Origin of the sequence: Bifidobacterium sp. AGR2158, assembly GCF_000424225.1 — a bacterium.
GTDB classification, from domain to species: domain Bacteria; phylum Actinomycetota; class Actinomycetes; order Actinomycetales; family Bifidobacteriaceae; genus Bifidobacterium; species Bifidobacterium anseris.
In genome coordinates this window covers 1-22,020 of the sequence record NZ_AUJM01000013.1, presented here as the reverse complement: position 1 = coordinate 22,020, position 22,020 = coordinate 1, and the positions used below count along the sequence as shown (strand labels likewise).

Genomic DNA, 22,020 nt, shown 5'->3' with positions numbered 1-22,020 from the left:
TACCGCCGCTCGCAGACGACATGTCGACGTTCGTGAGCGACGCGCCCGCGGCACTCAGTCGTCCCCTTCGTTGACGGCGCGGTCCTGCTCGGTGTTGCCGCCGTTCGCGGCGTCCCCTGACTCGTCGACAGGGCAGTCCTTCTCGCCGTCCCTGCACGTGGTCATGTCCTGCTCGACGGTGTCGAAGAGCGCTTCGATCCAGCCGGTGAGGTCGGCGTAGTCGGGAGGCATCTGCTCGGTGACGTCGAGCACCGGCGTCTTCGCCTTGCGCGCGACGTCGACGAAGCCCTGCGTGGTCTCGTTCTCTTCCTGCGGGTTGTTGACGAGCAACCGCACGCCGTCGTCGCCGAGCAGCCGCTGGAAGTCGCGCACATCGGCCGCGGACGGCTCCGCCTCGGATGCCATCGCGCGCGCGTAGCCGGCCGGCGTCCTGTCCTCGAAGCCCATGTCGTTCATCAGATAGTAGGCGACCGATTCGGTCGCCGCGTAGGTGAGGTCGTCGTGCTCCTTGCCGAAAGCCTCGATGCGCTTCTCGAGCGCGTCCTCCTTCTTCTTCCACGCCGCGAGATTGGCGTCGAAGGACTTCGCGTCCTTCGCGCGCAGCCTCGCGAAGGTGTTCTTGAGCGCGTCCGCCATCGCGTAGCGCGCGTCGCGCGAGAACCACAGATGGGGGTTGTCGCCGTCCATCGCGCCCACGATGTCGGCGGCAGACACGAGCGTCGTCTGCGCCGGCAGGTTCTTGCTCGCCCATGAGTCGTAGCCAGCGCCGTTGACGATGACGACGTCCGCGTCGTGCAGCGTCTTCATGTCCTTGGCGGTGGGCTCGAAGTCATGGGCGTCCGTCGTCGTCGACGACAGGATCGACGTGACCTTCGCGTCGTCGCCGCCGATCTGCGCGGCGAGCGAGCCCCACTGGTTGAGCGAGGAGACGACCGTGAGCGGCCCCGCGGAGGCCGTCTCGGATGCGGAAGGGGAGGCGTCGTCGGCGCCGATGCGCTCGCATCCGGCGAGCGTGGCCGCGAGCGCGAGCGCGACGAGGGACGCGACGGCCGACCGCAGACGATGTGACGAGGTGCGTATGCCCATGAGCAGTGGTTTCCTTTGCGTAAGACTGGCGTCGCGTCACGTGTGGGCTGCTTCCGGCGGCGCGTTGGCGCGCCGGTATCGTACGATACGGCAAGGCACATCGTTCCACGGCAACGAAGGGGGTTTCCTCATGGCAATGATACTCGACGGCAAGGCGGTCGCCGCTCAGGTGAAGGAGGATTTGGCACAGCGCGTACGCGCGCTGCGCGAGCGCGGCGTCGTGCCGGGCTTGGGGACCGTCCTCGTCGGCGACGACCCCGGCTCGCTCAGATACGTCGCCGGCAAGCACCGCGACTGCCAGGAGGTCGGCATCGCGTCGATCCGCCGCGAGCTGCCCGCCGACGCGAGCCAGCGGGAGCTGCTCGACGTCGTCGCCGAGCTCAACGCCGACCCGGCATGCACCGGCTACATCGTGCAGCTGCCGCTTCCCGCGGGCATCGACCAGAACGCCGTCATCGACGCGATCGATCCGGCCAAGGACGCCGACGGCATGCATCCGTACAACCTCGGCGAGCTCGTCCTGCACACGCGAGGCGCATTGACGACGCCGCTGCCGTGCACGCCGAGCGGCGTGCTCGCGCTGCTGGAGCACTACGGCATCGACCTTGACGGCCGTCAGGTGTGCGTACTCGGACGCGGCATCACGATTGGCAGGACGATCGGCCTCATGCTCACGCGCGCCGACGTGAACGCGACGGTCACGCTATGCCACACCGGCACGAAGGACGTCGCCGCGCACATCCGCGAGGCCGACGTCGTCATCGCCGCCGTCGGGCGCGCCGGATTCGTGCGTCCCGAGGACGTCAAGCCCGGCGCCGTGCTCGTCGACGTCGGCGTCTCAAGGCTGCCCGACGCCGACGGCCGCATGCGCGTACACGGCGACGTGGACCACGGCTGCTATGGGGTCGCCGGCGCGTACACTCCCAATCCGGGCGGCGTGGGGCCGATGACGCGCGCGATGCTGCTGCGCAACGTCGTCGAGATGGCCGAACGCGCCGCCGGCGTCGGCACGCCGGCCGCGGAATAACGGGACGCGGGCGGCTGTTGGGGAAGACGGCAAGGCACGACACGCCCGAAATGCTGCGTGCGGTTTTGGGCATGGCTCGCGATAGTCTTGACTAATGGCCGCACGCGCGCGTGATGCGCGCGCCGCAGCAGATAACTGAAGAACGATACTATCCATCCACTATTTTGTAAGAACCACATTAATGGCAGAAAACAATAAGGAAGTCGAAAAGGTTGCCATCAACGATATCGGCACCGTCGATGACTTCATCAAGGCAGTCGATTCCACCATCAAGAACTTCGACGATGGTGATCTGGTTGAGGGCACGGTCGTCAAGGTCGACCACGATGAGGTCCTCCTGGACATCGGCTACAAGACCGAGGGTGTGATCCCCTCCCGTGAGCTTTCCATCAAGAAGGACGTCGATCCGGATGAGGTCGTCAAGGTCGGCGACACCATCGAGGCCCTTGTCGTCACCAAGGAGGACAAGGAAGGACGTCTGATCCTGTCGAAGAAGCGTGCGCAGTACGAGCGTGCGTGGGGCGACATCGAGAAGATCAAGGAAGAGGACGGCGTCGTCGAGGGCACCGTCATCGAAGCCGTCAAGGGCGGCCTCATCGTGGACATCGGTCTGCGTGGCTTCCTGCCGGCGTCGCTCGTCGAGATGCGCCGCGTGCGCGACCTCTCGCCGTACATCGGCCAGAAGATCAAGGCGAAGATCCTCGAGCTCGACAAGAATCGCAACAACGTGGTCCTGTCGCGTCGCCAGTACCTCGAGGAGACCCAGTCCGAAGTGCGCGAGACCTTCCTCTCGCAGCTCAAGAAGGGTCAGATCCGCGAAGGCGTCGTCTCGTCGATCGTCAACTTCGGCGCGTTCGTCGACCTTGGCGGCGTCGACGGCCTCATCCACGTCTCCGAGCTCTCCTGGAAGCACATCGACCACCCGTCCGAGGTCGTCAAGGTCGGCGACAAGGTCACCGTCGAGGTGCTCGACGTCGATCTCGACCGCGAACGTATCTCGCTGTCGCTCAAGGCGACGCAGGAGGATCCGTGGCAGCGCTTCGCCCGCACCCACGTGCCGGGTCAGATCGTGCGCGGCAAGGTCACGAAGATCGTCCAGTTCGGCGTCTTCATCTCCGTCGAGGACGGCATCGAGGGCCTCGTGCACATCTCGGAGCTCGCGAACCGTCACGTCGAGAACCCGGAGACCGTCGTCAAGCCGGGCGAAGAGGTCTTCGTCAAGGTCATCGACGTCGATCTCGACCGTCGTCGCATCTCGCTGTCGCTCAAGCAGGCCAACGACTCCGTCGACCCGGCCTCCGAGGACTTCGATCCGGCGCTCTACGGCATGCCGGCCGAGTACGACGAGGAAGGCAACTACAAGTATCCGGAAGGCTTCGACCCGAACACCAACGAATGGATCGCCGGATACGAGAAGCAGCGCGAGGAATGGGAATCCCAGTACGCCGCCGCCCACGACCTGTGGGAGCAGCACAAGGAGTTCGTCGCCAAGGAACTCGAGAACGCCGAGGCTTCGGCCGCCGAGGACGGCCAGAACGCCCCGAAGGAAGAGAAGGTCGAAGAGATCTCGAACTACTCCTCCGATTCCGAGTCCAACGGCACCCTCGCCGATTCCGATCAGCTCGCCGCCCTGCGTGAGCAGCTGCTGAACGAGAAGAAGTGAGCCGCTGAGCCCTAGGGCTTTCGACTGAGGGGGCGTCGTGCGCATGTGAGCGCGCGACGCCCCCTCTTGTTTTTTCCGTCGACGGCGTCCGGCGCCGTGTCGGTTGACACGCCGATGCGGGCGCGCCTACGATGTGGACGTCAATGACCGGACGAGGAAGGACACGCATATGCAGGGGGAGAGCGGACGACGCTTCGTGCGCGTCGGGCTGACCGGCGGCATCGCCGCCGGCAAGAGCACCGTCGCGGCGCGCATGGCCGCCGACGGCGCCGACGTCATCGACTACGACTTCCTCGCGCATATCCTGCAGGAGCCGTGCTCGCCGATCATCGCGCCGCTCGCCGAGGCCTTCGGCGCCGACGTCGTCGACGCCGAAGGCGGCATCGACAGGAAGGTGCTGGCGGAACGCGTGTTCGGCGCCGGAGCCGACGAGCATGCACTCGAGACGCTCAACGGCATCATGCATCCGAACGTCTACGATCTGGCGCGCAACCGCGAGCGCAGCATCCTCGCGCGGGGAGGGAGGCATGTCATCGTCCACGACGTGCCGCTGCTCGGCGAGGTCATGGATACGATTCCCTTCACGTTCGACTCGGTCGTCTGCGTCGTCGCGCCGGCCGACGAACGCGTCCGCCGTCTCGTCGCGACGCGCGGCATGACGCCGGAGCAGGCGCGTGTGCGCGTCAGCGGGCAGGGGGACGATGCGTCGCGGCTGCGCTACGCGGACGTCGTCATCGACGCGTCGCAGCCGATAGAACAGATGTTCGAATGTGTTGATAGGCTTGTCGCGGCATGGTTCGCCGACGGACAGCGGGAGTGAGGAACGTCATGGGATTCAACATCGAACGCACGAACAAGCCGTTCGTCGTCAAATCGCCGTACAAGCCGTCCGGCGACCAGCCGCAGGCGATCGACGAGCTCGCCACGCGCATCGAGAACGGCGAGAACGACGTCGTGCTCATGGGTGCGACCGGCACCGGCAAGACGGCGACGACGGCGTGGCTCATCGAGCGTCTGCAGCGGCCGACGCTCATCATCGAGCCGAACAAGACGCTCGCCGCGCAGCTGTGCGCCGAGTTCCGCGAGCTGATGCCGGACAACGCCGTCAGCTACTTCGTCTCGTACTACGACTACTACCAGCCCGAGGCGTACATCCCGCAGACCGACACGTATATCGAGAAGGATTCGAATATCAACGATGACGTCGAGCGTCTGCGCCATGCGGCGACGGCGAACCTGCTCACGCGCCGCGACTGCGTCGTCATCGCGACCGTCTCGTGTATCTACGGCCTGGGCACGCCGGAGGAGTACGCAGGGCGCATGCTGTTCCTCAAACGCGGCCAGCAGATCGACCGCGACCGGCTGCTGCGGTTGTTCGTGGACATGCAGTACAAGCGCAACGACATCGCGTTCACGCGCGGCACCTTCCGCGTGCGCGGCGACACTGTCGAGATCATCCCGGTCTATGAGGAGCTCGCCGTGCGCATCGAGTTCTTCGGCGATGAGATCGACCGCATCTCGATGCTGCATCCGCTCACCGGCGACGTCATCGGCGAACAGGACGAGGTGCACATCTTCCCGGCCTCGCATTACGTCGCCGGCCCCGAACGCATGGAGAAGGCGATCGGATCGATCCAGCGCGAGCTCGACGAACGCGTCGCCGAGCTGCGCAAACAGGGCAAGGAGCTCGAGGCGCAGCGCCTGTCGATGCGCACGACCTACGATTTGGAGATGCTTTCGCAGGTGGGCGTGTGCTCCGGCGTCGAGAACTACTCGCGTCACTTCGACGGTCGCGCGCCGGGCACGCCGCCGCATACGCTGCTCGATTTCTTCCCCGACGACTTCCTGCTCGTCATCGACGAGTCGCATGTGACGGTGCCGCAGATCGGCGCGATGTACGAGGGCGACGCGAGCCGCAAGCGCACGCTCGTTGAACACGGCTTCCGCCTGCCGTCGGCGATGGACAACCGTCCGCTCAAATGGCCCGAGTTCCTCGAACGCGTCGGGCAGACCGTCTATCTGTCGGCGACGCCCGGCGACTACGAGCTCGGCCTGTCCGACGGCGTCGTCGAACAGATCATCCGCCCGACCGGACTGGTCGACCCGAAGGTCGAGGTGCGTCCCGTCGACGGCCAGATAGACGATCTGCTCGCCGAGATCAAGGACAGGGTCGCCAGAAACGAGCGCGCGCTCGTCACGACGCTGACGAAGAAGATGGCCGAGGACCTCACTGACTATCTGCTCGAACGCGGCATCAAGGTCGAGTATCTGCATTCGGACGTCGACACGCTGCGGCGCGTCGAGCTGCTGCGTGAGCTGCGCGAAGGCAAGATCGACGTCATCGTCGGCATCAACCTGCTGCGCGAGGGCCTCGACCTGCCCGAGGTCTCGCTTGTCGCGATCCTCGACGCGGACAAGGAAGGCTTCCTTCGGTCCTATCGCTCGCTCATCCAGACGATCGGTCGCGCGGCGCGCAACGTCTCAGGCACCGTCATCATGTACGCGGACGACATGACGGCGGCGATGGAACGGGCGATCGGGGAGACCGAGCGTCGCCGCGAGATCCAGATCGCCTACAACAAGGAGCACGGCATCGACCCCAAGCCGCTCATCAAGAAGATCAGCGACGTCAACGACATGCTCGCCAAGGAGGACGTGGACACGCAGACGCTGCTCGAAGGTGGCTACCGCAACGCGGGCAAGGCCGGAAACACGCATCTGGGCGTCCCCACGCTCGATCCCAAGGAAGCCGACAGGCGCCACGAGGAGATCCTCAAGGCGGGACTGCCGGCGCAGGACCTCGCCGACCTGATCCGCCAGCTGTCCGACCAGATGCACACGGCGGCCGAGCAGCTGCAGTTCGAACTCGCCGCGCGCCTGCGTGACGAGATCCGTGACCTGAAGAAGGAGCTGCGCGCGATGACCGAAGCCAAGCGCTGAGCCGATCGGCGGCCTGCGTGCGCCGCCGACGCGGATGGCTCGCGTCGGCGACGCTCCGTAAGCTGGGAGGCTATGGCAGAAACACCCGTCTCCTTCATGGTCGGCACGTACGTCGTGCTCGCCGTCTTCTTCATCGTCGATCTGTTCGTCCTCGGACGCCGCCCGCATGTGCCCTCGACGAAGGAATGCGTGCAGCACATCGCGTTCTTCGTCGCGATGGCGCTTGTCTTCGGCGGCCTCATCTGGTGGGTCGCCGGATCGAAGCCGGCGATCGAGTTCTATTCGGGCTGGCTCACCGAATACTCGCTGAGCATCGACAACCTCTTCGTATTCGTCATCATCATGTCGAACTTCGCAGTGCCCAAGAAGCTGCAGAAGTTCGTGCTGTCCGTCGGCATCACGATAGCGCTCGTGCTGCGCGGCGTGTTCATCCTCGTCGGCGCCGCGCTCGTGCAGCGCTTCACCTGGGTGTTCTTCATCTTCGGCGCGTTCCTCATCTACACGGCCGTCAAGGTCGCCCGCGGCGAGGACGATGACGAGGAGTTCCACGAGAACGCGCTCATCCGTCTGCTGCGCAGAGTCAGCCACATCACCAACGAGTACGACGGCGAACGGCTGCGCGTCACGAAGGGCGGCGTGCGGTACTGGACGCCGATGCTGTTCGTGTTCCTGACAATCGGCACGACCGACGTCATGTTCGCCTTCGATTCGATTCCGGCGATCTTCGGCCTGACGAAGGACCCGTTCATCGTCTTCACGTCGAACGTCTTCGCGCTGCTGGGCCTGCAGCAGCTGTACTTCCTGCTCGGCGCGCTGCTCGACAGGCTCGTCTACCTGCCGGTCGGCCTGTCGGTCGTCCTCGGTTTCATCGGCGTCAAGCTCATCCTCGAGGCGCTGCACGGCAACACGCTGCCGTTCATCAACCATGGCCGGCCGCTGACGATGGTGCCCGAGGTGCCGACGTGGATGTCGCTCGCCGTCATCGTGCTCGCGATCGGCCTGTCGGCGCTGTTCAGCGTGCTCAAGATGCGCAGCCTCGAGCAGAAGGCGCGGTGAGGTGTTATCGCTCACAAGAAAAATCGTCCCGAAGCGCAACACGCGGCGGCGGGTGTTGTAAGCTTGAACCGGCGTTCGGGCTTCGTCCCGAAAAGTAATCACAAAGAATAGGTAGGCACCATGCGCAAAGCAAAGATCGTAGATACCATCGGTCCGGCCACTGAATCCCTTGAGAACCTCACCGCGCTCGTCGAGGCGGGAATGGACGTCGCACGTCTCAACCGTTCGCACGGCACCCCGGAGGACCACCTGCGCGTCTACAACAACGTGCGCCAGGCCTCGAAGACGACCGGCCGTAACGTCGCGGTCCTCGTCGACCTGCAGGGTCCGAAGATCCGCTGCGGCTGGTTCAAGAAGAACGCCGACGGCGAGGACAAGGTCCTGCTCAAGGAGGGCCAGGAGTTCATCATCACGACCGATGATGTCGAGGGCGACGAGCACATCACGTCCACGACCTTCAAGGGTCTGCCGGGCGACTGCCATCCCGGCGATCCGATCCTCATCGACGACGGCAAGGTCCGTCTCGAGGTGACCAAGGTCGAGGGCAACAACGTCTACACGAAGGTCGTCGTGGCCGGCCCGGTCTCGAGCCACAAGGGCATCAACCTTCCGGGCGTCGCCGTCTCGCTGCCGGCGCTCACCGAGAAGGACGAGAACGACCTGCGTTGGGCGATCCGCACCGGCGCCGACATCATCGCGATGTCCTTCGTCCGCTTCGCCACCGACATCGACCGCGCTCATGAGATCATGGACGAGGAGGGCCGCCGCATCCCGATCGTCGCGAAGATCGAGAAGCCGCAGGCGGTCGAGAACCTCGAGGACATCGTCAAGGTCTTCGATGGCATCATGGTTGCCCGTGGCGACATGGCCGTCGAGATGCCGTTCGAAGAGGTGCCGCTTGTCACGAAGCGCTGCATCGAGCTGTCCCGCCAGTACGCGAAGCCGGTCATCGTCGCCACCGAGGTCCTCGGTTCGATGGTGCATTCCCCGGTTCCGTCGCGCGCCGAGGCCTCCGACTGCGCGAACGCCGTCCTCGACGGCGCGGACGCGACGATGACCTCGAACGAGACGGCCGTCGGCGAGTATCCGACCGAGACCGTCAAGACGATGGCCCGCATCTCCGGCTATGCGACCGAGCATGGCTTCGACCGCATCCCGAAGCTCAAGGATCTCGACATGTCGAGCACCGGCGCCGTCTCCTCGGCCGCCGTCGACCTCGCCGAGAAGCTCAACGCGAAGGCGATCGTCGCCTACACGCAGACCGGTTCGACCGTCCATCGTGTCTCGCGCGAACGTCCGGCCACGCCGATCTACGGTCTGACGACGAATGAGCACACCTACCATTGGCTCGCGCTCAGCTGGGGCACCGAGGGCATCCTGCTCGACGAGGACTATCACGACATGTCCCGCAAGGATCTGATGACCTTCACTGACAAGGCGCTGCGCGCCGCCGGCAAGGTCTCCAACGGCGACAAGATCGTCGTCCTCAGCTCCGCTCAGGGCGATCATCAGCCGGGCCGCACCGACTCGATCTACGTGCACACCGTCGGTGCCTGCGACTGATTCCCTCTCCGGCCGATGGGCGTATGTGCGCTCGACGCTTGTGAAGGCCGCTCCCGTTGCGACTGCTGTCGCGGCGGGAACGGCCTTCGCTGTATCCGCGTGTCGCGCCGCGTGATTTTATGGTATAGTTGAATTTTGTCGCGCCGCGACGCCCTCGTATCCCAATTGGTAGAGGAGACAGCCTCAAAATCTGTATAGTGTGGGTTCGAGTCCCACCGGGGGCACCAAGCGAATGAAGCCGGTGATTGTTGGGACATCAACGATCACCGGCTTCACGCATGTGTGGCGTCCGCATGTTTGGACACGTTGTGGACGCTTCCTTCGGGAAAACGATGCCGGTTTCCCGATGGTTGCGCAAGGATCACGACCTGCCGGAATTGACTGTCAAGCATCTCAAGCATCTGCTGGACGGCTCCTGCGAGAAAGCACGAGAGGATAGGATTGGTGCATTGCGAACGTTAACCGTGGATGGATTCGCCACGATTATTGCATTCGGCAAAAAAGAAGTGCATCGCCAGCATCTATCCATGGAATGAAGATTATCATGCCCAGAGGGACGACACCTGATGACCTGTTGCTGGGGAAGTTCGTGAAGATCCTTGAGGACCACAAACGATACAGGGAGGCCGAACTATTGGACGCCACGGCTATCGCCGGTGGGTTCGCCGCTGGATTCGACTTCGCGATGCAGGCTTGCAAAACGTCTGGCATAGTGCCACCCACGCATTTGGTGCATGAGATGATGAGCTCGCCATGGTTTGAAAAGGGTTCGTACGCCGATGATATTTGCCAAGAACTCTTGAAGAAAGACGGATCCACCATTGCGTCGTGACATGGATCCGATTCAGCACATACTCATCATGGTGGGGGATTCGCCCGCACCGTTGAACGCGACGGTGTTCATGGACGAGACGCATCCGTTCGAGACGGCCGCCTACCATATCAATCTGATCAGGCAGGCCAATCTTACGGACACCTTCATTGCACGGATGAGTGGAAAGTCCATCGCCCGCGCCGAGATCGGCCGTTGGCATGGAAGGCAACGAGTTCCTCGACGCGATCCGCTCCGATACCATCTGGACTCGTGTCAAACAACGCGTCAGTGCCATCTGGAGCATATGCGTTTCATCGACTACGACAATACGTTGAAAAGAATAGCGGAAGCGGTTTCCGAGAGCCAATAACGGGTTCAGGGAAACCGCTGAAACTATTCCACTGCAATCCGCCTTCGCAAACGCAAATGCCGTCGCACGCTTCAAGCACATCCGCTGCGTCACCGAGCCGAACACGGAATCAGCAGGAGCATCCGACGGCGATGAGCAGTACGAGGGCGAGAGCCACGCTCACACGAGTACACGGTCCGACCGATCATGGAGAGTCGTCGCCAAACGCTGCCTGCAGCATTGCCACGACAGCATCGATACAGCTCAGTTGGCATGCTTGCAGGGACGTCCCCCCGCCGACGCTGCGTCCGGGACGTGCGGCGTTCCATGCGTCAATCGTCTCCGGTTTCCATTCGCGCGTGCGTCCGATCATCACGTCCGGTTCCGGCAGTTTCAGGTTAAGCAGGCCGCCGCTGGTGATGCCGAGCCGCTCGGCGACCTGTTTGACACCCAGATAATACTCAGTCATGTTTCGTGCCTCCTACCGTGAGCATGCCGCTGCGATGATCGTGCAGCCGAACACGATCAGCGACGACCATGCCACCCACGCGCTCGCGGCGGTGCCATGGCCGAACAGCGCACCCATTACGGAATCAAGCCTCGGTGAGAGGGGCAACGAAGGGGGGCGATGACACGTCAGGGTCTCGGCGAGTGGGTACTCTTCCTTCGGCCTTCCGTAGTAGACGCACCATAGCATCCAACGCTGTAGCTCTTTACCGGTGACGTTGATGGAATCGTCCTCTATATTGAAGAAACCGACACCTTGGGACCTGAAATACGCTGTCGACAGGTCACCGACTGAAATATCCTTGGATTCCCTGCAGAATGCTTCGAAATCAGCGCATTTCATCATCCTGCCACCTCCTCCACTGGACATTGTAATCGGCTGTGGGAAGCGATGATTGCCATGTCCGATTGATTATGGACAGACGTCGTCAAGAGCCGTCGGCCGCATGTCGTCGACGCCGCCGTCTGTTGATTCCGATGTGATGTGGAGGGAACGCGTAGGGGGGATACTCTACTTTGCCGCGGCGTCGTCGATTCCAAAATCGTTTTTCGCGCTCGCGGCGATGCCGAGGGCGAACGCCACGCCCACTACCGATCCGTACCCCCATGATGTCTCCCATGTGCGCAGCTGCTCCGGCAGAGGGTTTTCCGGATACTTGGACTATTCGGAAACCCGTGTCTTGCCTGCTTTCTTAGGAATCTTCTTAGGAATAGGGCAGGAATGCTGTATTGACGGTAACGAAGAAGGGCCGCCGGAAAACGATTCGAGGATACTTGACGGTTCGGCACCCGACCCCGGTCGCGACACCAGTCGGCTGGCGTAGGGGAGAGGCGCCGACTCAGGTCTGCGTGCATGGACGGGGCGGCGCTCGCGATGTGGGGAGCTTCGCGGATATAATCAGCGGCGGCGTCAACGGCACCGCACAGGCCGACGTTGCTGATCGTGCGCGGACGGTTCCTCTGTGCGGGAAGTCGCCGACGGCTGCCGTATACAATGGAAGAAGTGTGTTTTCGTACCCGAAAGGAGCATCCATCATGGGCAAGGAGACGTATCGTCGTTTTGATCCGTGGCGTGCGGCGCCGGTAGTTGAGGAGTCGCGCAAGACCGTGTTGGGCGGCCATTACTTCACCGTGGACCAGGTGTCCTATGATTCGCGCGACATCGGCCATTTCGACCGCTACATCCTGCACAAGAACAACGGCGACTCGGTCGGCGTCATCGGCCTGACCGACGACGGCCTGATCCCGCTCATCGAACAGTACCGCGTCGCCGTGCACCGTTGGACATTGGAGATTCCGGCGGGGCACGCGATCAAGCAGGGGGAGCGGCCCACGGACGTCGCGCAGCGCAAGCTCATCGAAGAGGTCGGCTACACGGCGGCGCACCTGACGCAGTTCTGCCGCTTCATCAACACGCCGAGCTACTCGACGCAGTACACGGCGCTGTTCTTCGCATCCGGCCTGACGCCCGCGTCCCCCGAACAGGCACCCGAGGACCTGCGCTCGTCGGTGCGGTACTTCACGCCCGAGGAGGCATACAAGATGGTGCTCAACGGCACGATTCTCGACGCGAAGTCGATCATCGCGATCCAGCGTGTCTACGAGTCGCCGAACCACATGGTCCAGAGCTGACCGGATTTGCCGCGCAGGCGTGCCGTCCTGGACGCGCGATGACCTGCGCTATACTGCATAAGGACAAATGCGCCGTTGGGGCGCCGAGCGAAAGAGACATGGGACGGATGACTGTACAGGACATGGACAAGGAACACGAAGCAGAGGTCCTCACCGAGGAGGAGCTGGACACGCTCGCCGCCGACGGCGATGCGGCAAGCAAGGCCGAACAGGCGCAGGACAAGAAGACGGAAGGCCGCAAGCCGACCGTCGTCGTCGCCGAGGACGAATCGGTCAACCGCATGGACCTCGTCGCGATGCTTGAGGACAACGGCTACGACGTCGTCGGCCAAGCGGCCAACGGCGAAGAGGCGATCGCCCTGACCCGCGAGTTCAAACCCGACGTGGTGTGCATGGATGTCAAGATGCCGCACATGGACGGCATCACGGCTGCGGGCGTCATCTGCGACGAGAACATCGCGCCGGTCGTCATGCTCACCGCCTTCTCGCAGATCGACCTCGTCAAGCAGGCGATCGGCGCGGGTGCAATGGCCTACGTGACCAAGCCGTACGAGGAGTCGAAGTTGCTGCCAGCGCTCGCCGTCGCGATGGGCCGCTTCGCCGAGATCAACGAGCTGCTCGACAGCGTCGAACGCAGCGAGAACGAACTCAAAGACACGCAGGAGAAGCTCAAGGACACCGAGGAGCAGCTCAAGAAGGCACAGGATACGCTCGAGGAGCGCAAGCTCGTCGACCGGGCCAAGGGGCTGCTCATGGACAAGGCGAACTTCACCGAACAGGGCGCGTTCCGCTGGATTCAGAAGACGTCGATGGACCAGCGCATCCCGAAGAAGCGTCTCGCCCAGGCCATCATCGAAAAGTACGGCGAGGACGATCAGGACAACGACTGAAGCCACGCCACACGCAGGTCGCGGGTGCGCGATCCCGCAGAGGGATCGTACACCCGCGACGTCGTTTCAGGACGACCCGCACCGTTCCACATCCATCCACCCCACATGATCGGACCCTTATGGAATCCTCAGCAACCCCCTCGCGTCCCACACTGCTCGTCGTCGATGGACATTCGCTCGCCTTCCGCGCGTTCTACGCGCTTCCCGTCGACAACTTCAGCACGAAGGACGGCCAGGCCACGAACGCCGTCTACGGCTTCCTCACGATGCTCAGCCAAGTCGTCGAAACCGAGCATCCCGACCGCATCGGCATCGCCTTCGACGTCAAGGGAGGCACCTTCCGCAACGAACTGCTCACCCAATACAAGGGCACGCGCGAAGCGGCGCCCGAAGAACTCCTCAGCCAGCTGCCGCTCATCCAGCAGGCGCTGACCGCGCTCGGCATACGCTGGATCGAAAAACCAGGATACGAAGGCGACGACGTCATCGCCACACTCGCGACAATGGGCGAGCACGACGGCTGCCGCGTCCTCGTCCTGTCCGGCGACCGCGACTCCTTCCAGCTCATCGATGACGATGTGACCGTGCTCTACCCGGGCTACCATTTCAAGGACCTCAAGCACATGGATCCGGCCGCCGTCGAAGCCAAATACCACGTCACGCCGAACCAATACCCCGACCTCGCCGCCCTGCGCGGCGAAACCTCCGACAACATCCCCGGCGTGCCCGGCGTCGGCGACGGCTTCGCGGCGAAATGGATCAACCAGTACGGCGGCCTCGACGCCATCATTGAACACGCCGACGAAATCGGCGGCAAGAAAGGCGAGGCGCTGCGCGAGAACCTCGACCAGGTCCGTCTCAACCGCCGCGTCAATGCCCTCGTGCGCGACCTCGACCTCGGTGTGACGATCGACGACCTCGGCTACGGCCGCGCTGACGCCGACCTCACCGAACGACTCTTTGGGGAGCTGCAGTTCGGTGAACGCACACGCACGAAACTGCTCACGACCTTCAACACCGCGACGGACGCCGCACGGATGCAACCGTCGGCAATCCCCGCGATCGTCGAACCGCTCGTCGACACGCTCACCGACACCGCGTCGCTGACGATGTGGATCGAGCAGTACTGTCCGCCGGCCGACGCGACCACCGACCAACCCGACTACACCCTCGACGTCACCGCCGAATACGACCGGCAAAGCGACCGGTGCGCTGACGCCGTGCGCCGCTCATGGACGCTGTACATCGACGGCGACGCCAAACCCGGCCATGCCGCCGCGCGCGTGGCCGCCATCATGGCCGGCGCCCACGCCGTCGCCTTCGACCCGCACGACCCGCGCTACCACGACACGCTGCGCGCACTGCTTGACACGCACGCGGGCAGCCTGAGCGTCCACGGCTTCAAAGAGCATCTGCACATGCTCGCCGCCGTCGACCTGAGCTGCCCCAACGTGCTGTTCGACACCAACCTCGCCGGCTATCTCATCGATCCCGACTTCCAAGGCGGCACCCTCGAGGAATGCGCGGCCCACTTCCTCGACGTCCACCTCGACGAGCGCGACGACAAGCCCCGTCAAGGCACCCTCGGATTCGAAGACGACACCGACGCCGATGACACCGATGACGCGCAGCGCTGCATCGACCATGCCGTCGTCGTCGCCTCCCTCGCACGCAGGCTGGCACCCGAACTCGAACGACGCGAGCAGTACCCGCTGCTGCGCGACATCGAACTGCCGACATCGCGTGTGCTGTTCCATATGGAGCGCACCGGCGCAAGCGTCGACCGCGCGCGCTTCGACGAGCTGCACACGCAGTTCGCCGACGAATCCGCGCAGATGGAGGCTGTCGCCGAACGTGCCGCCGGACGCAGCATCAACCTGCAGAGCCCCAAGCAGCTCGGCGTCGTCCTGTTCGACGAGATGGGGCTGACGCCGACGAAGAAGACGAAGAAGGGTTCGTACACGACGAACGCCGCCGCGCTGCAGACGCTGTACGCGGCGAGCGAGGAGGGCTCGAAGGCGAACGAGTTCCTCGGCGCGCTGCTGCGGCACCGCGAGACGAACAAGCTCAAGCAGATCGTGGAGACGCTCATCGACGCGATCGACCCGAAGGACGGCCGCATCCACACGACCTTCACGCAGACGGTCACTGCGACCGGAAGACTGAGCTCGGTCGACCCGAACCTGCAGAACATCCCGAACCGCAACGCCGACGGCCGTGAGATCCGCTCCGGCTTCGTGCCTGGCGACGGCTTCGTCGACCTGCTCAGCGCTGACTATTCGCAGGTCGAGCTGCGCATCATGGCCGACCTGTCCGGCGATGAGGCGCTCATCGAGGCCTTCAGGTCGGGCGCCGATTTCCACCGCTACGTCGCCAGCCTCGTCTTCGGCATCCCTGTCGACAAGGTCACGCCGGATGAACGCGGCCGCGTCAAGGCGATGAGCTACGGCCTGGCCTACGGACTGAGCACCTACGGCCTGTCCAAGCAGCTCGGCATCTCGACCGGCGAGGCGACGAAGCTGCGCGACCAGTACTTCGAGACCTTCGGCAAGGTACACGACTACCTCGAGTCGCTCGTGGCCGACGCACGGCGCACCGGCTACACCGAGACGATCTTCGGGCGCCGCCGTTACTTCCCGGACCTCAATTCGCCGAACCGGCAGCGCCGCGACGCCGCCGAGCGCGGGGCGCTCAACGCGCCGATCCAGGGTTCTGCCGCCGACATCATGAAGATCGCGATGATCCGTGCCGACCGTGCGCTGCGCGACGCGAAGCTCGCCAGCCGCATCGTCCTGCAGATCCACGACGAACTCGTCGTCGAGCTCGCCGCCGGCGAGGTCGACGAGGTCACGCCGCTCATCAAGGATGCGATGGAGCACGCCGTCGACCTCGCCGTCCCGCTCGACGTCTCCACCGGCGTCGGCACCGACTGGCAGCGCGCCGCCCACTGAGCGCCATCCCTTAATCAGGCTCCTCCGCGGTGTGGAGGAGCCTGATTGAGCTTCAAAATAAGCAGTAACTTACGGAAAGGAAGCTTCATGGCTAACCTCAAGCAGACCATCGATGTGCTCGAGACGCTGTATCCACTGCGATACGCGGAAGCATGGGACCATCCGGGACTCATCGTCGGCGATCTCACCGACCCGGCCGATTCAATCGTGTTCGCAGCCGATCCGACGATGGACGTCGTACATGACGCGGTCGAATCGGGCGCGCAGCTGCTCGTCTGCCATCATCCGCTGTTCTTCCGCGCCGTGCATGAGGTCTCCGGGCGCACGTTCCGCGGCGAGATCGTCTCGCGGCTCTACCGGGGACACTGCGCGCTGTGGGTCGGCCATACGAACGCCGACGCCGCCTGGCGTGGCGTCGGCATGGCCGCGGCCGACGCGTTCGGCCTCATCGACCAGACGCCGATGGTGCCTATCGACGACGCGAGCACGCCGCACGCCGTCGGCCTCGGCAGGGTGGGTCGGCTTCCCGAGCCGATGACGCTGCGCGCCTTCGCCGAGCGCGTCGCCGATGCGCTGCCGGCCACCCGCTACGGCATCCAGGTCGCCGGCGACCTCGACGCGCCGGTGCGCACCGTGGGCGTGCTGCCCGGATCGGGCGATTCGATGTTCAACGAGGTGAACGCGCTCGGCGTCGACGTCTACGTCACGAGCGACCTGCGTCACCATCCGGCGACCGACGAATTGCAGGAAAGTCTGTACGAGGCGGCGATGCGCCGCGACGGCGTGCTGCTCGGACACGGCGATGGCCATATGCGTCCCGCGCTCATCAACACGCCGCACAGCGCCATCGAATCGCTGTGGTTCTCCTATGCGCTCGAGGACGTGCCGAACGCCGTCGAACTCGCCACGGGCTCGCGTCCGCAGGTGCGCTGGAACCGTGCGAACACCGATCCGTGGGACCTGTCGCTGGGCGCGAATTTCACGATGGGGGACGCCGATGGCCGCTAAACAGGGACGCAATGCCGCATATCGGGACAACGGACGGGTCGTGCGGCTCGATGCATTGTTCGACGCCACGTCCGACGGCATCGACATGGACGTGCCGGCGCGCGTCGTGGACAGCGAGACGAAATACCGCGGCGCGATCTTCGCCGTCGAGGACCGCACGGTGGCGTTGACGCGCAACGATGGCAGCGAGACGCTCATCCATCGGCAGGTCGTCGTGCACGCGCCCTGCGTCGTCATGCTCGTGCACGACGTGCGCACGGACCGCTATCTCGTCGAACGCGAATACCGCGCCGGGTCGAACATCACGACGATCGGGCTGCCGGCGGGACTCATCGACGTCGGCGAAGATCCGCGGCATGCGATGCTGCGCGAACTGCGCGAGGAGACCGGCGTCGTCGCCGAAGACGTCGATATCGACGACGCGGGCTCCTACTACTCGTCGGAAGGCATGACCGACGAACTCGCGCACATCGCCGTACTGCACCTGCGCGAATGGAGTCAGGGGGAGTGCCGATTCGACACCGACGAGCACGTCGAATCGGCATGGGTCGACTGGCGGACGCTGCTGACGCTGCCGATCACCGCGTCGAACTCGATCATTGCGATCCAGCACGAGCGGATCCGCCGCCTGAGCGCGTGACCTGTGTCGAGGACGCCATATGCGCGGCCTCGACACTATCCAGTGAACGAAACTCATGAGGATGCTGCGCGGATGTGCCATACTGAAAACATGCAGACAAGACCTGGATCCATGTACCCGCTCGGCGCAAGCTACGATGGGGCGGGAGTCAATTTCGCACTGTTCTCACGCATGGCACAGAAGGTGGAACTGTGTCTGTTCGACGAGCAGGACAACGAGACCCGCGTCGAACTGACCGAACAGAACTCGTTCGTATGGCATATCTACATCCCCGGCATCCAGCCCGGACAGCGCTACGGATACCGCGTGTACGGACCGTACAACCCGCATAACGGCGAATGGTGCAACCCGAACAAGCTGCTGCTCGACCCCTACGCGAAGGCGATCGAAGGCAACATCGACGGCGACGAGAGCCTCTACTCCTACTGGTTCAACGACGCCGACAACCCGGACGACATGAACGACCTCGACTCGTCGGGGCATACGATGAAATCGGTCGTCATCAACCCGTTCTTCGACTGGGACAACGACCAACATCCGAACATTCCGTATTCGGATTCGGTCATCTACGAGGCGCATGTGCGCGGCATGACGAACCTCAACAAGAACGTGCCCCCGGAGATCCGCGGCACCTACGCCGGACTCGCGCACCCCTCCGTCATCGACTACCTCAAGAAGCTCGGCATCACGGCGATCGAGCTGATGCCGATCCACCAGTTCATCAACGACCCGTTCCTGCAGGAGAAGGGGCTGGGCAACTACTGGGGATACAACACGATCGGCTTCTTCGCCCCGCACAACGCGTATTCGAGCCAAGGGCAGCGCGGCGAGCAGGTCAACGAGTTCCGTTCGATGGTCAAGGCGTTCCACGCCGCCGGCATCGAGGTCATCCTCGACGTCGTCTACAACCACACGGCCGAAGGCAACGACAAGGGACCGACGCTGAGCTTCAAGGGCATCGACAACCTGTCCTACTACCGTCTCGTCGACAACGACAAGCTGCACTATTTCGACACGACCGGCACCGGCAACTCGCTGCTCATGCGCTCCCCGCACACGCTGCAGCTGATCACCGACTCGCTGCGCTACTGGGTGCAGGAGATGCACGTCGACGGCTTCCGCTTCGACCTCGCGGCCACGCTCGCGCGGCAGTTCCAGGAGGTCGACAAGCTGTCGGCGTTCTTCGACATCGTCGAACAGGATCCGGTCATCTCCCGAGTCAAGCTCATCGCCGAGCCGTGGGATCTGGGTTCCGGCGGCTATCAGGTCGGCGGCTTCCCGCCGAACTGGTCGGAGTGGAACGGCCGCTACCGCGACTGCGTGCGCGATTTCTGGCGGTCCCAGCCGGCGACGCTGCCCGAGTTCGCCAGCCGCATCATGGGCAGCTCCGACCTCTACCAGCACAACGGTCGCAAGCCGGTGGCGTCGATCAACTTCGTGACGGCGCACGACGGCTTCACAATGAACGATCTTGTCAGCTACAACAACAAGCACAACGAGGCGAACGGCGAGGACAACCGCGACGGCGAAAACAACAACCGCTCGTGGAACTGCGGCGTCGAAGGACCCACGACAATCCGCGACATCAACGAGCTGCGGCACCGCCAGATGCGCAACATGTTCTCGACGCTGCTGTTCAGCCAGGGCATCCCGATGATCTGCGGCGGCGACGAGGTCTGCCGCACGCAGCTGGGCAACAACAACGGCTACTGCCAGGATAATGAGATCTCGTGGACGCATTGGAACCTCAAGGACTACCAGCGCGATATGCTCGGATTCGTCTCGAAGCTCATCCATCTGCGCCTCGAGCATCCGGTGCTGCATCGCCGCCGCTTCTTCACCGGCCGTGAGGCGGACATGCCGGCCGATGCGCTGCCGCAGGTCGAATGGTTCGACCACAACGGCGCGATCATGGATCTCGAGGCGTGGCAGAACGCGCACGCGTTGTCCATCATGGTGTTCCTCAACGGCGGCGACATCCCCGAGACCGACTGGTACGGCAACAAGATCGTCGACAACGATTTCATCCTCATCTTCAACGCGCACTACGAGCCGATCATGTTCACGCTGCCGGATGAACGCTACGGCCGCAAATGGAAGCTCGTCGTCGACACGCACAACCCGGACGGCCCGGAGCTCAACTACGAGGCCGGGTTCGCGATCACCGCGCAGTCGCGCAGCTTCCTGCTGCTCATGAGCGACGACAAGGCGGACGGCGACCTGCTCTTCGACTGAGGCAGCCGCCTGCGACGGGTGTACCTGCGCTCGTGCGGCCATGTATTTCCGCCGCTATGGGAACGCCCCCGACATCCATTTGATGTCGGGGGCGTTCCCATAGCGGGACGCGCGATGCACGGACTAGTTCCGGGCGAGCTGCGAGGCGACCTGCCGACGATGCTGGTCAGTGTCGGCCTGCGCGGCGAGCACGGGCGAATTGGTGTCCGTCAGGACGGTGTTGAAGCCGGCGCTCTCCTCGTCGCTGATCAGATCGTCGAGCTTGGCGGTGTTGACGACCTCGTGCGCAATGAGCTGCTGCTGGATGCGATCCGCCTCAATCGCGGCGATCTGCCGGGAGAAGCCGATGAACCAGCCGAGGAACAACATCGCCGCGAGCGCTTCGACGTTCGTGAGCGTGTTCTCGCCCTGCAGCCAGGAGATGCCGGCGATGACGCAGACGAGGATCGCGATGTCGGAGATGACGAAGAACGCGCGACTCAGCTGCGGCGCGAGCCAGGGGAGTGTAATGAGCAGCGCGAACATGACGCAAGGCATGCCGCGGGCGAACACGTTGTGCAGGATCGGGTGGGGCGTGTAGCGGAAGGTGCCGATGCCGATGAACGCGATGCCGGAGAGCGTCAGCAGGATTGACAGCAGCGTGATGCGCACCTTGAATCGGGGGATGTGGTAGGAGACCTGCGGCGTGCGGATGCCGACCGAGCCGTTGGGGCGCACGACCTGGTAGGTGGCGATGAGTTCGGAGATCGCGAAGTAGGTGATGATGATGATCGACAGGCCGCCGAAGACGAGTGTGATGTTGAACATGCTCGCCGCGAAGGTCGTGCGGTCGCCGAGCTCGGAGAAGTTGTTGCGGAACCAGTGGGGGTCGTTCGTCGTCGAGCAGGCGGTGCCGACGCCGGCGATGACGAAGAACGGCAGCAGCGACGCGAGCGTCTTCGCGTTCATCAGCTCGGCCTGCACGAAGGTGAGGTAGCCGCAGACCCCGGCGAAGGTCGCGGTGAGCGCCGGCAGGTACATTTCGAAGATGACCTTGCCCATCATCGAGTTGAGTACCCAGAACAGCGTGTAGCTGGTCAGGAACAGCGTGACCGCGTAGACGAAGGACAGTGCGAAGATTTCGAAGGAGCGGCGCAGGTGGATCGCCCACATGACGTGTTCGTTGAGCATCCGGATGCGGTGTGTGTAGCCGATGACGAACGAGACGACGCCGCAGGCTCCGACGAGTGCGGCCGCGGCCATGAATCGACGTTGGGACAGCTGCCAGATGGCGGGTGCCCAGCGCAGATAGGCCATGATGGCGAGGCCTCCAACCACCGCGCAGCAGAAGAACGAGATTAAGCCGGCTGATTCGGCCCTCTGATGACGTTTCATGGTTTCCCTTTCCGGTACGACACTCCACATTGTAACGAGGTGGCCGCAAGGCATGGTATTATTTCATCTTGTGCCTGAAGACGGTTGTCTTTGAAGATGGCGGTCTGCGGTCTTCATGGATGGGTGTTCGGGCGCGACGGGCTGTGGCGCAGTTTGGTAGCGCGTCTGCTTTGGGAGCAGAATGTCGCAGGTTCAAATCCTGTCAGCCCGACTTCCTTATTCGAGGCCATCCCGTGGGGATGGCCTCATTGCAATGATTCCAAGGGGCAGCGGCCGTTCCTGCCG

18 protein-coding genes, 2 tRNA genes and 1 pseudogene are annotated in these 22,020 nt (G+C 63.7%); 17 read left to right on the top strand and 4 right to left on the bottom strand.

Features of this window, described 5'->3' with window-relative positions:
• Positions 1–54 precede the first annotated feature (54 nt).
• Positions 55–1,086: a metal ABC transporter solute-binding protein, Zn/Mn family gene (locus G606_RS09970; protein ID WP_051198570.1), complete on the bottom strand. Its 1,032-nt coding sequence runs from the start codon at positions 1,084–1,086 to the stop codon at positions 55–57.
• Positions 1,087–1,216: 130 nt separating this feature from the next.
• Between G606_RS09970 and G606_RS0104820 the strand changes: the two genes are divergently transcribed.
• The 10 genes from G606_RS0104820 (at position 1,217) to G606_RS0104775 (ending at position 10,519) form a co-directional block, all read left to right on the top strand.
• A complete protein-coding gene (locus tag G606_RS0104820) occupies positions 1,217–2,113 on the top strand; it encodes a bifunctional methylenetetrahydrofolate dehydrogenase/methenyltetrahydrofolate cyclohydrolase (RefSeq protein ID WP_026644998.1) in 897 nt (298 codons plus the stop codon).
• A gap of 181 nt (positions 2,114–2,294) precedes the next feature.
• Entirely contained in the window at positions 2,295–3,776 is a 1,482-nt protein-coding gene (rpsA, locus tag G606_RS0104815) for a 30S ribosomal protein S1 (RefSeq protein ID WP_026644997.1), read from the top strand.
• Positions 3,777–3,945: 169 nt separating this feature from the next.
• Positions 3,946–4,596, top strand: coding sequence for a dephospho-CoA kinase (coaE, locus tag G606_RS0104810; protein ID WP_026644996.1), 651 nt, complete (start codon positions 3,946–3,948; stop codon positions 4,594–4,596).
• Positions 4,597–4,604: 8 nt separating this feature from the next.
• A complete protein-coding gene (gene uvrB / locus G606_RS0104805; RefSeq protein WP_026644995.1) occupies positions 4,605–6,716 on the top strand; it encodes an excinuclease ABC subunit UvrB in 2,112 nt (703 codons plus the stop codon).
• A gap of 72 nt (positions 6,717–6,788) precedes the next feature.
• A complete protein-coding gene (locus G606_RS0104800; protein ID WP_026644994.1) occupies positions 6,789–7,772 on the top strand; it encodes a TerC family protein in 984 nt (327 codons plus the stop codon).
• A gap of 120 nt (positions 7,773–7,892) precedes the next feature.
• Complete coding sequence (pyk, locus tag G606_RS0104795; RefSeq protein ID WP_026644993.1) at positions 7,893–9,335, top strand: pyruvate kinase; 1,443 nt, start codon at positions 7,893–7,895, stop codon at positions 9,333–9,335.
• Between the two features lie 150 nt (positions 9,336–9,485).
• Positions 9,486–9,562 (top strand) — tRNA-Leu (locus G606_RS0104790).
• Between the two features lie 81 nt (positions 9,563–9,643).
• A complete protein-coding gene (locus G606_RS0104785) occupies positions 9,644–9,871 on the top strand; it encodes a hypothetical protein (RefSeq protein WP_155802780.1) in 228 nt (75 codons plus the stop codon).
• Positions 9,872–9,879: 8 nt separating this feature from the next.
• Positions 9,880–10,167, top strand: a complete 288-nt coding sequence (locus G606_RS0104780; protein ID WP_231371419.1) for a hypothetical protein — start codon at positions 9,880–9,882, stop codon at positions 10,165–10,167.
• Position 10,168: 1 nt separating this feature from the next.
• Positions 10,169–10,519 (top strand): hypothetical protein, encoded by a 351-nt coding sequence (locus tag G606_RS0104775; RefSeq protein ID WP_026644990.1) that lies wholly within the window; start codon positions 10,169–10,171, stop codon positions 10,517–10,519.
• A gap of 268 nt (positions 10,520–10,787) precedes the next feature.
• On the opposite strand, the pseudogene G606_RS09965 reads toward G606_RS0104775, so the two are convergent.
• Together G606_RS09965 and G606_RS0104765 are read right to left on the bottom strand one after the other, a co-directional pair.
• Positions 10,788–10,967: pseudogene (locus G606_RS09965) on the bottom strand (hypothetical protein); the annotation flags it as partial.
• Positions 10,968–10,979: 12 nt separating this feature from the next.
• Entirely contained in the window at positions 10,980–11,351 is a 372-nt protein-coding gene (locus G606_RS0104765) for a hypothetical protein (RefSeq protein ID WP_026644989.1), read from the bottom strand.
• Between the two features lie 689 nt (positions 11,352–12,040).
• On the opposite strand from G606_RS0104765, the gene G606_RS0104760 reads away from it, so the two are divergent.
• The 6 genes from G606_RS0104760 to glgX all read left to right on the top strand — a co-directional run bounded on the left by G606_RS0104760 (position 12,041) and on the right by glgX (position 20,361).
• Positions 12,041–12,637 (top strand): NUDIX domain-containing protein, encoded by a 597-nt coding sequence (locus G606_RS0104760; protein ID WP_026644988.1) that lies wholly within the window; start codon positions 12,041–12,043, stop codon positions 12,635–12,637.
• 98 nt (positions 12,638–12,735) lie between these two features.
• Positions 12,736–13,527, top strand: a complete 792-nt coding sequence (locus G606_RS0104755; RefSeq protein ID WP_442852241.1) for an ANTAR domain-containing response regulator — start codon at positions 12,736–12,738, stop codon at positions 13,525–13,527.
• Positions 13,528–13,646: 119 nt separating this feature from the next.
• Complete coding sequence (polA, locus tag G606_RS0104750; RefSeq protein WP_026644986.1) at positions 13,647–16,478, top strand: DNA polymerase I; 2,832 nt, start codon at positions 13,647–13,649, stop codon at positions 16,476–16,478.
• Positions 16,479–16,565: 87 nt separating this feature from the next.
• A complete protein-coding gene (locus tag G606_RS0104745) occupies positions 16,566–17,486 on the top strand; it encodes a Nif3-like dinuclear metal center hexameric protein (protein ID WP_026644985.1) in 921 nt (306 codons plus the stop codon).
• Positions 17,476–18,126, top strand: coding sequence for an NUDIX hydrolase (locus G606_RS0104740; protein WP_051198568.1), 651 nt, complete (start codon positions 17,476–17,478; stop codon positions 18,124–18,126). Before G606_RS0104745 ends, G606_RS0104740 begins: the two co-directional genes overlap by 11 nt.
• A gap of 90 nt (positions 18,127–18,216) precedes the next feature.
• Entirely contained in the window at positions 18,217–20,361 is a 2,145-nt protein-coding gene (gene glgX / locus G606_RS0104735; protein WP_231371418.1) for a glycogen debranching protein GlgX, read from the top strand.
• Positions 20,362–20,484: 123 nt separating this feature from the next.
• On the opposite strand, the gene G606_RS09960 is transcribed toward glgX, so the two are convergent.
• Positions 20,485–21,735 (bottom strand): hypothetical protein, encoded by a 1,251-nt coding sequence (locus G606_RS09960; protein WP_051198564.1) that lies wholly within the window; start codon positions 21,733–21,735, stop codon positions 20,485–20,487.
• Positions 21,736–21,872: 137 nt separating this feature from the next.
• On the opposite strand from G606_RS09960, the gene G606_RS0104725 reads away from it, so the two are divergent.
• Positions 21,873–21,946, top strand: a tRNA-Pro gene (locus G606_RS0104725).
• Positions 21,947–22,020: the final 74 nt, after the last annotated feature.

What these genes read in the sequence shown, in the direction of transcription:
- G606_RS09970 (WP_051198570.1), bottom strand. Translation starts at nt 1,086, where the DNA reads ATGGGCATACGCACCTCGTCACATCGTCTGCGGTCGGCCGTCGCGTCC.
- G606_RS0104820 (WP_026644998.1), top strand. Translation starts at nt 1,217, where the DNA reads ATGGCAATGATACTCGACGGCAAGGCGGTCGCCGCTCAGGTGAAGGAG.
- rpsA (WP_026644997.1), top strand. Translation starts at nt 2,295, where the DNA reads ATGGCAGAAAACAATAAGGAAGTCGAAAAGGTTGCCATCAACGATATC.
- coaE (WP_026644996.1), top strand. Translation starts at nt 3,946, where the DNA reads ATGCAGGGGGAGAGCGGACGACGCTTCGTGCGCGTCGGGCTGACCGGC.
- uvrB (WP_026644995.1), top strand. Translation starts at nt 4,605, where the DNA reads ATGGGATTCAACATCGAACGCACGAACAAGCCGTTCGTCGTCAAATCG.
- G606_RS0104800 (WP_026644994.1), top strand. Translation starts at nt 6,789, where the DNA reads ATGGCAGAAACACCCGTCTCCTTCATGGTCGGCACGTACGTCGTGCTC.
- pyk (WP_026644993.1), top strand. Translation starts at nt 7,893, where the DNA reads ATGCGCAAAGCAAAGATCGTAGATACCATCGGTCCGGCCACTGAATCC.
- G606_RS0104780 (WP_231371419.1), top strand. Translation starts at nt 9,880, where the DNA reads ATGCCCAGAGGGACGACACCTGATGACCTGTTGCTGGGGAAGTTCGTG.
- G606_RS0104775 (WP_026644990.1), top strand. Translation starts at nt 10,169, where the DNA reads ATGGATCCGATTCAGCACATACTCATCATGGTGGGGGATTCGCCCGCA.
- G606_RS0104765 (WP_026644989.1), bottom strand. Translation starts at nt 11,351, where the DNA reads ATGATGAAATGCGCTGATTTCGAAGCATTCTGCAGGGAATCCAAGGAT.
- G606_RS0104760 (WP_026644988.1), top strand. Translation starts at nt 12,041, where the DNA reads ATGGGCAAGGAGACGTATCGTCGTTTTGATCCGTGGCGTGCGGCGCCG.
- G606_RS0104755 (WP_442852241.1), top strand. Translation starts at nt 12,736, where the DNA reads ATGGGACGGATGACTGTACAGGACATGGACAAGGAACACGAAGCAGAG.
- polA (WP_026644986.1), top strand. Translation starts at nt 13,647, where the DNA reads ATGGAATCCTCAGCAACCCCCTCGCGTCCCACACTGCTCGTCGTCGAT.
- G606_RS0104745 (WP_026644985.1), top strand. Translation starts at nt 16,566, where the DNA reads ATGGCTAACCTCAAGCAGACCATCGATGTGCTCGAGACGCTGTATCCA.
- G606_RS0104740 (WP_051198568.1), top strand. Translation starts at nt 17,476, where the DNA reads ATGGCCGCTAAACAGGGACGCAATGCCGCATATCGGGACAACGGACGG.
- glgX (WP_231371418.1), top strand. Translation starts at nt 18,217, where the DNA reads ATGCAGACAAGACCTGGATCCATGTACCCGCTCGGCGCAAGCTACGAT.
- G606_RS09960 (WP_051198564.1), bottom strand. Translation starts at nt 21,735, where the DNA reads ATGAAACGTCATCAGAGGGCCGAATCAGCCGGCTTAATCTCGTTCTTC.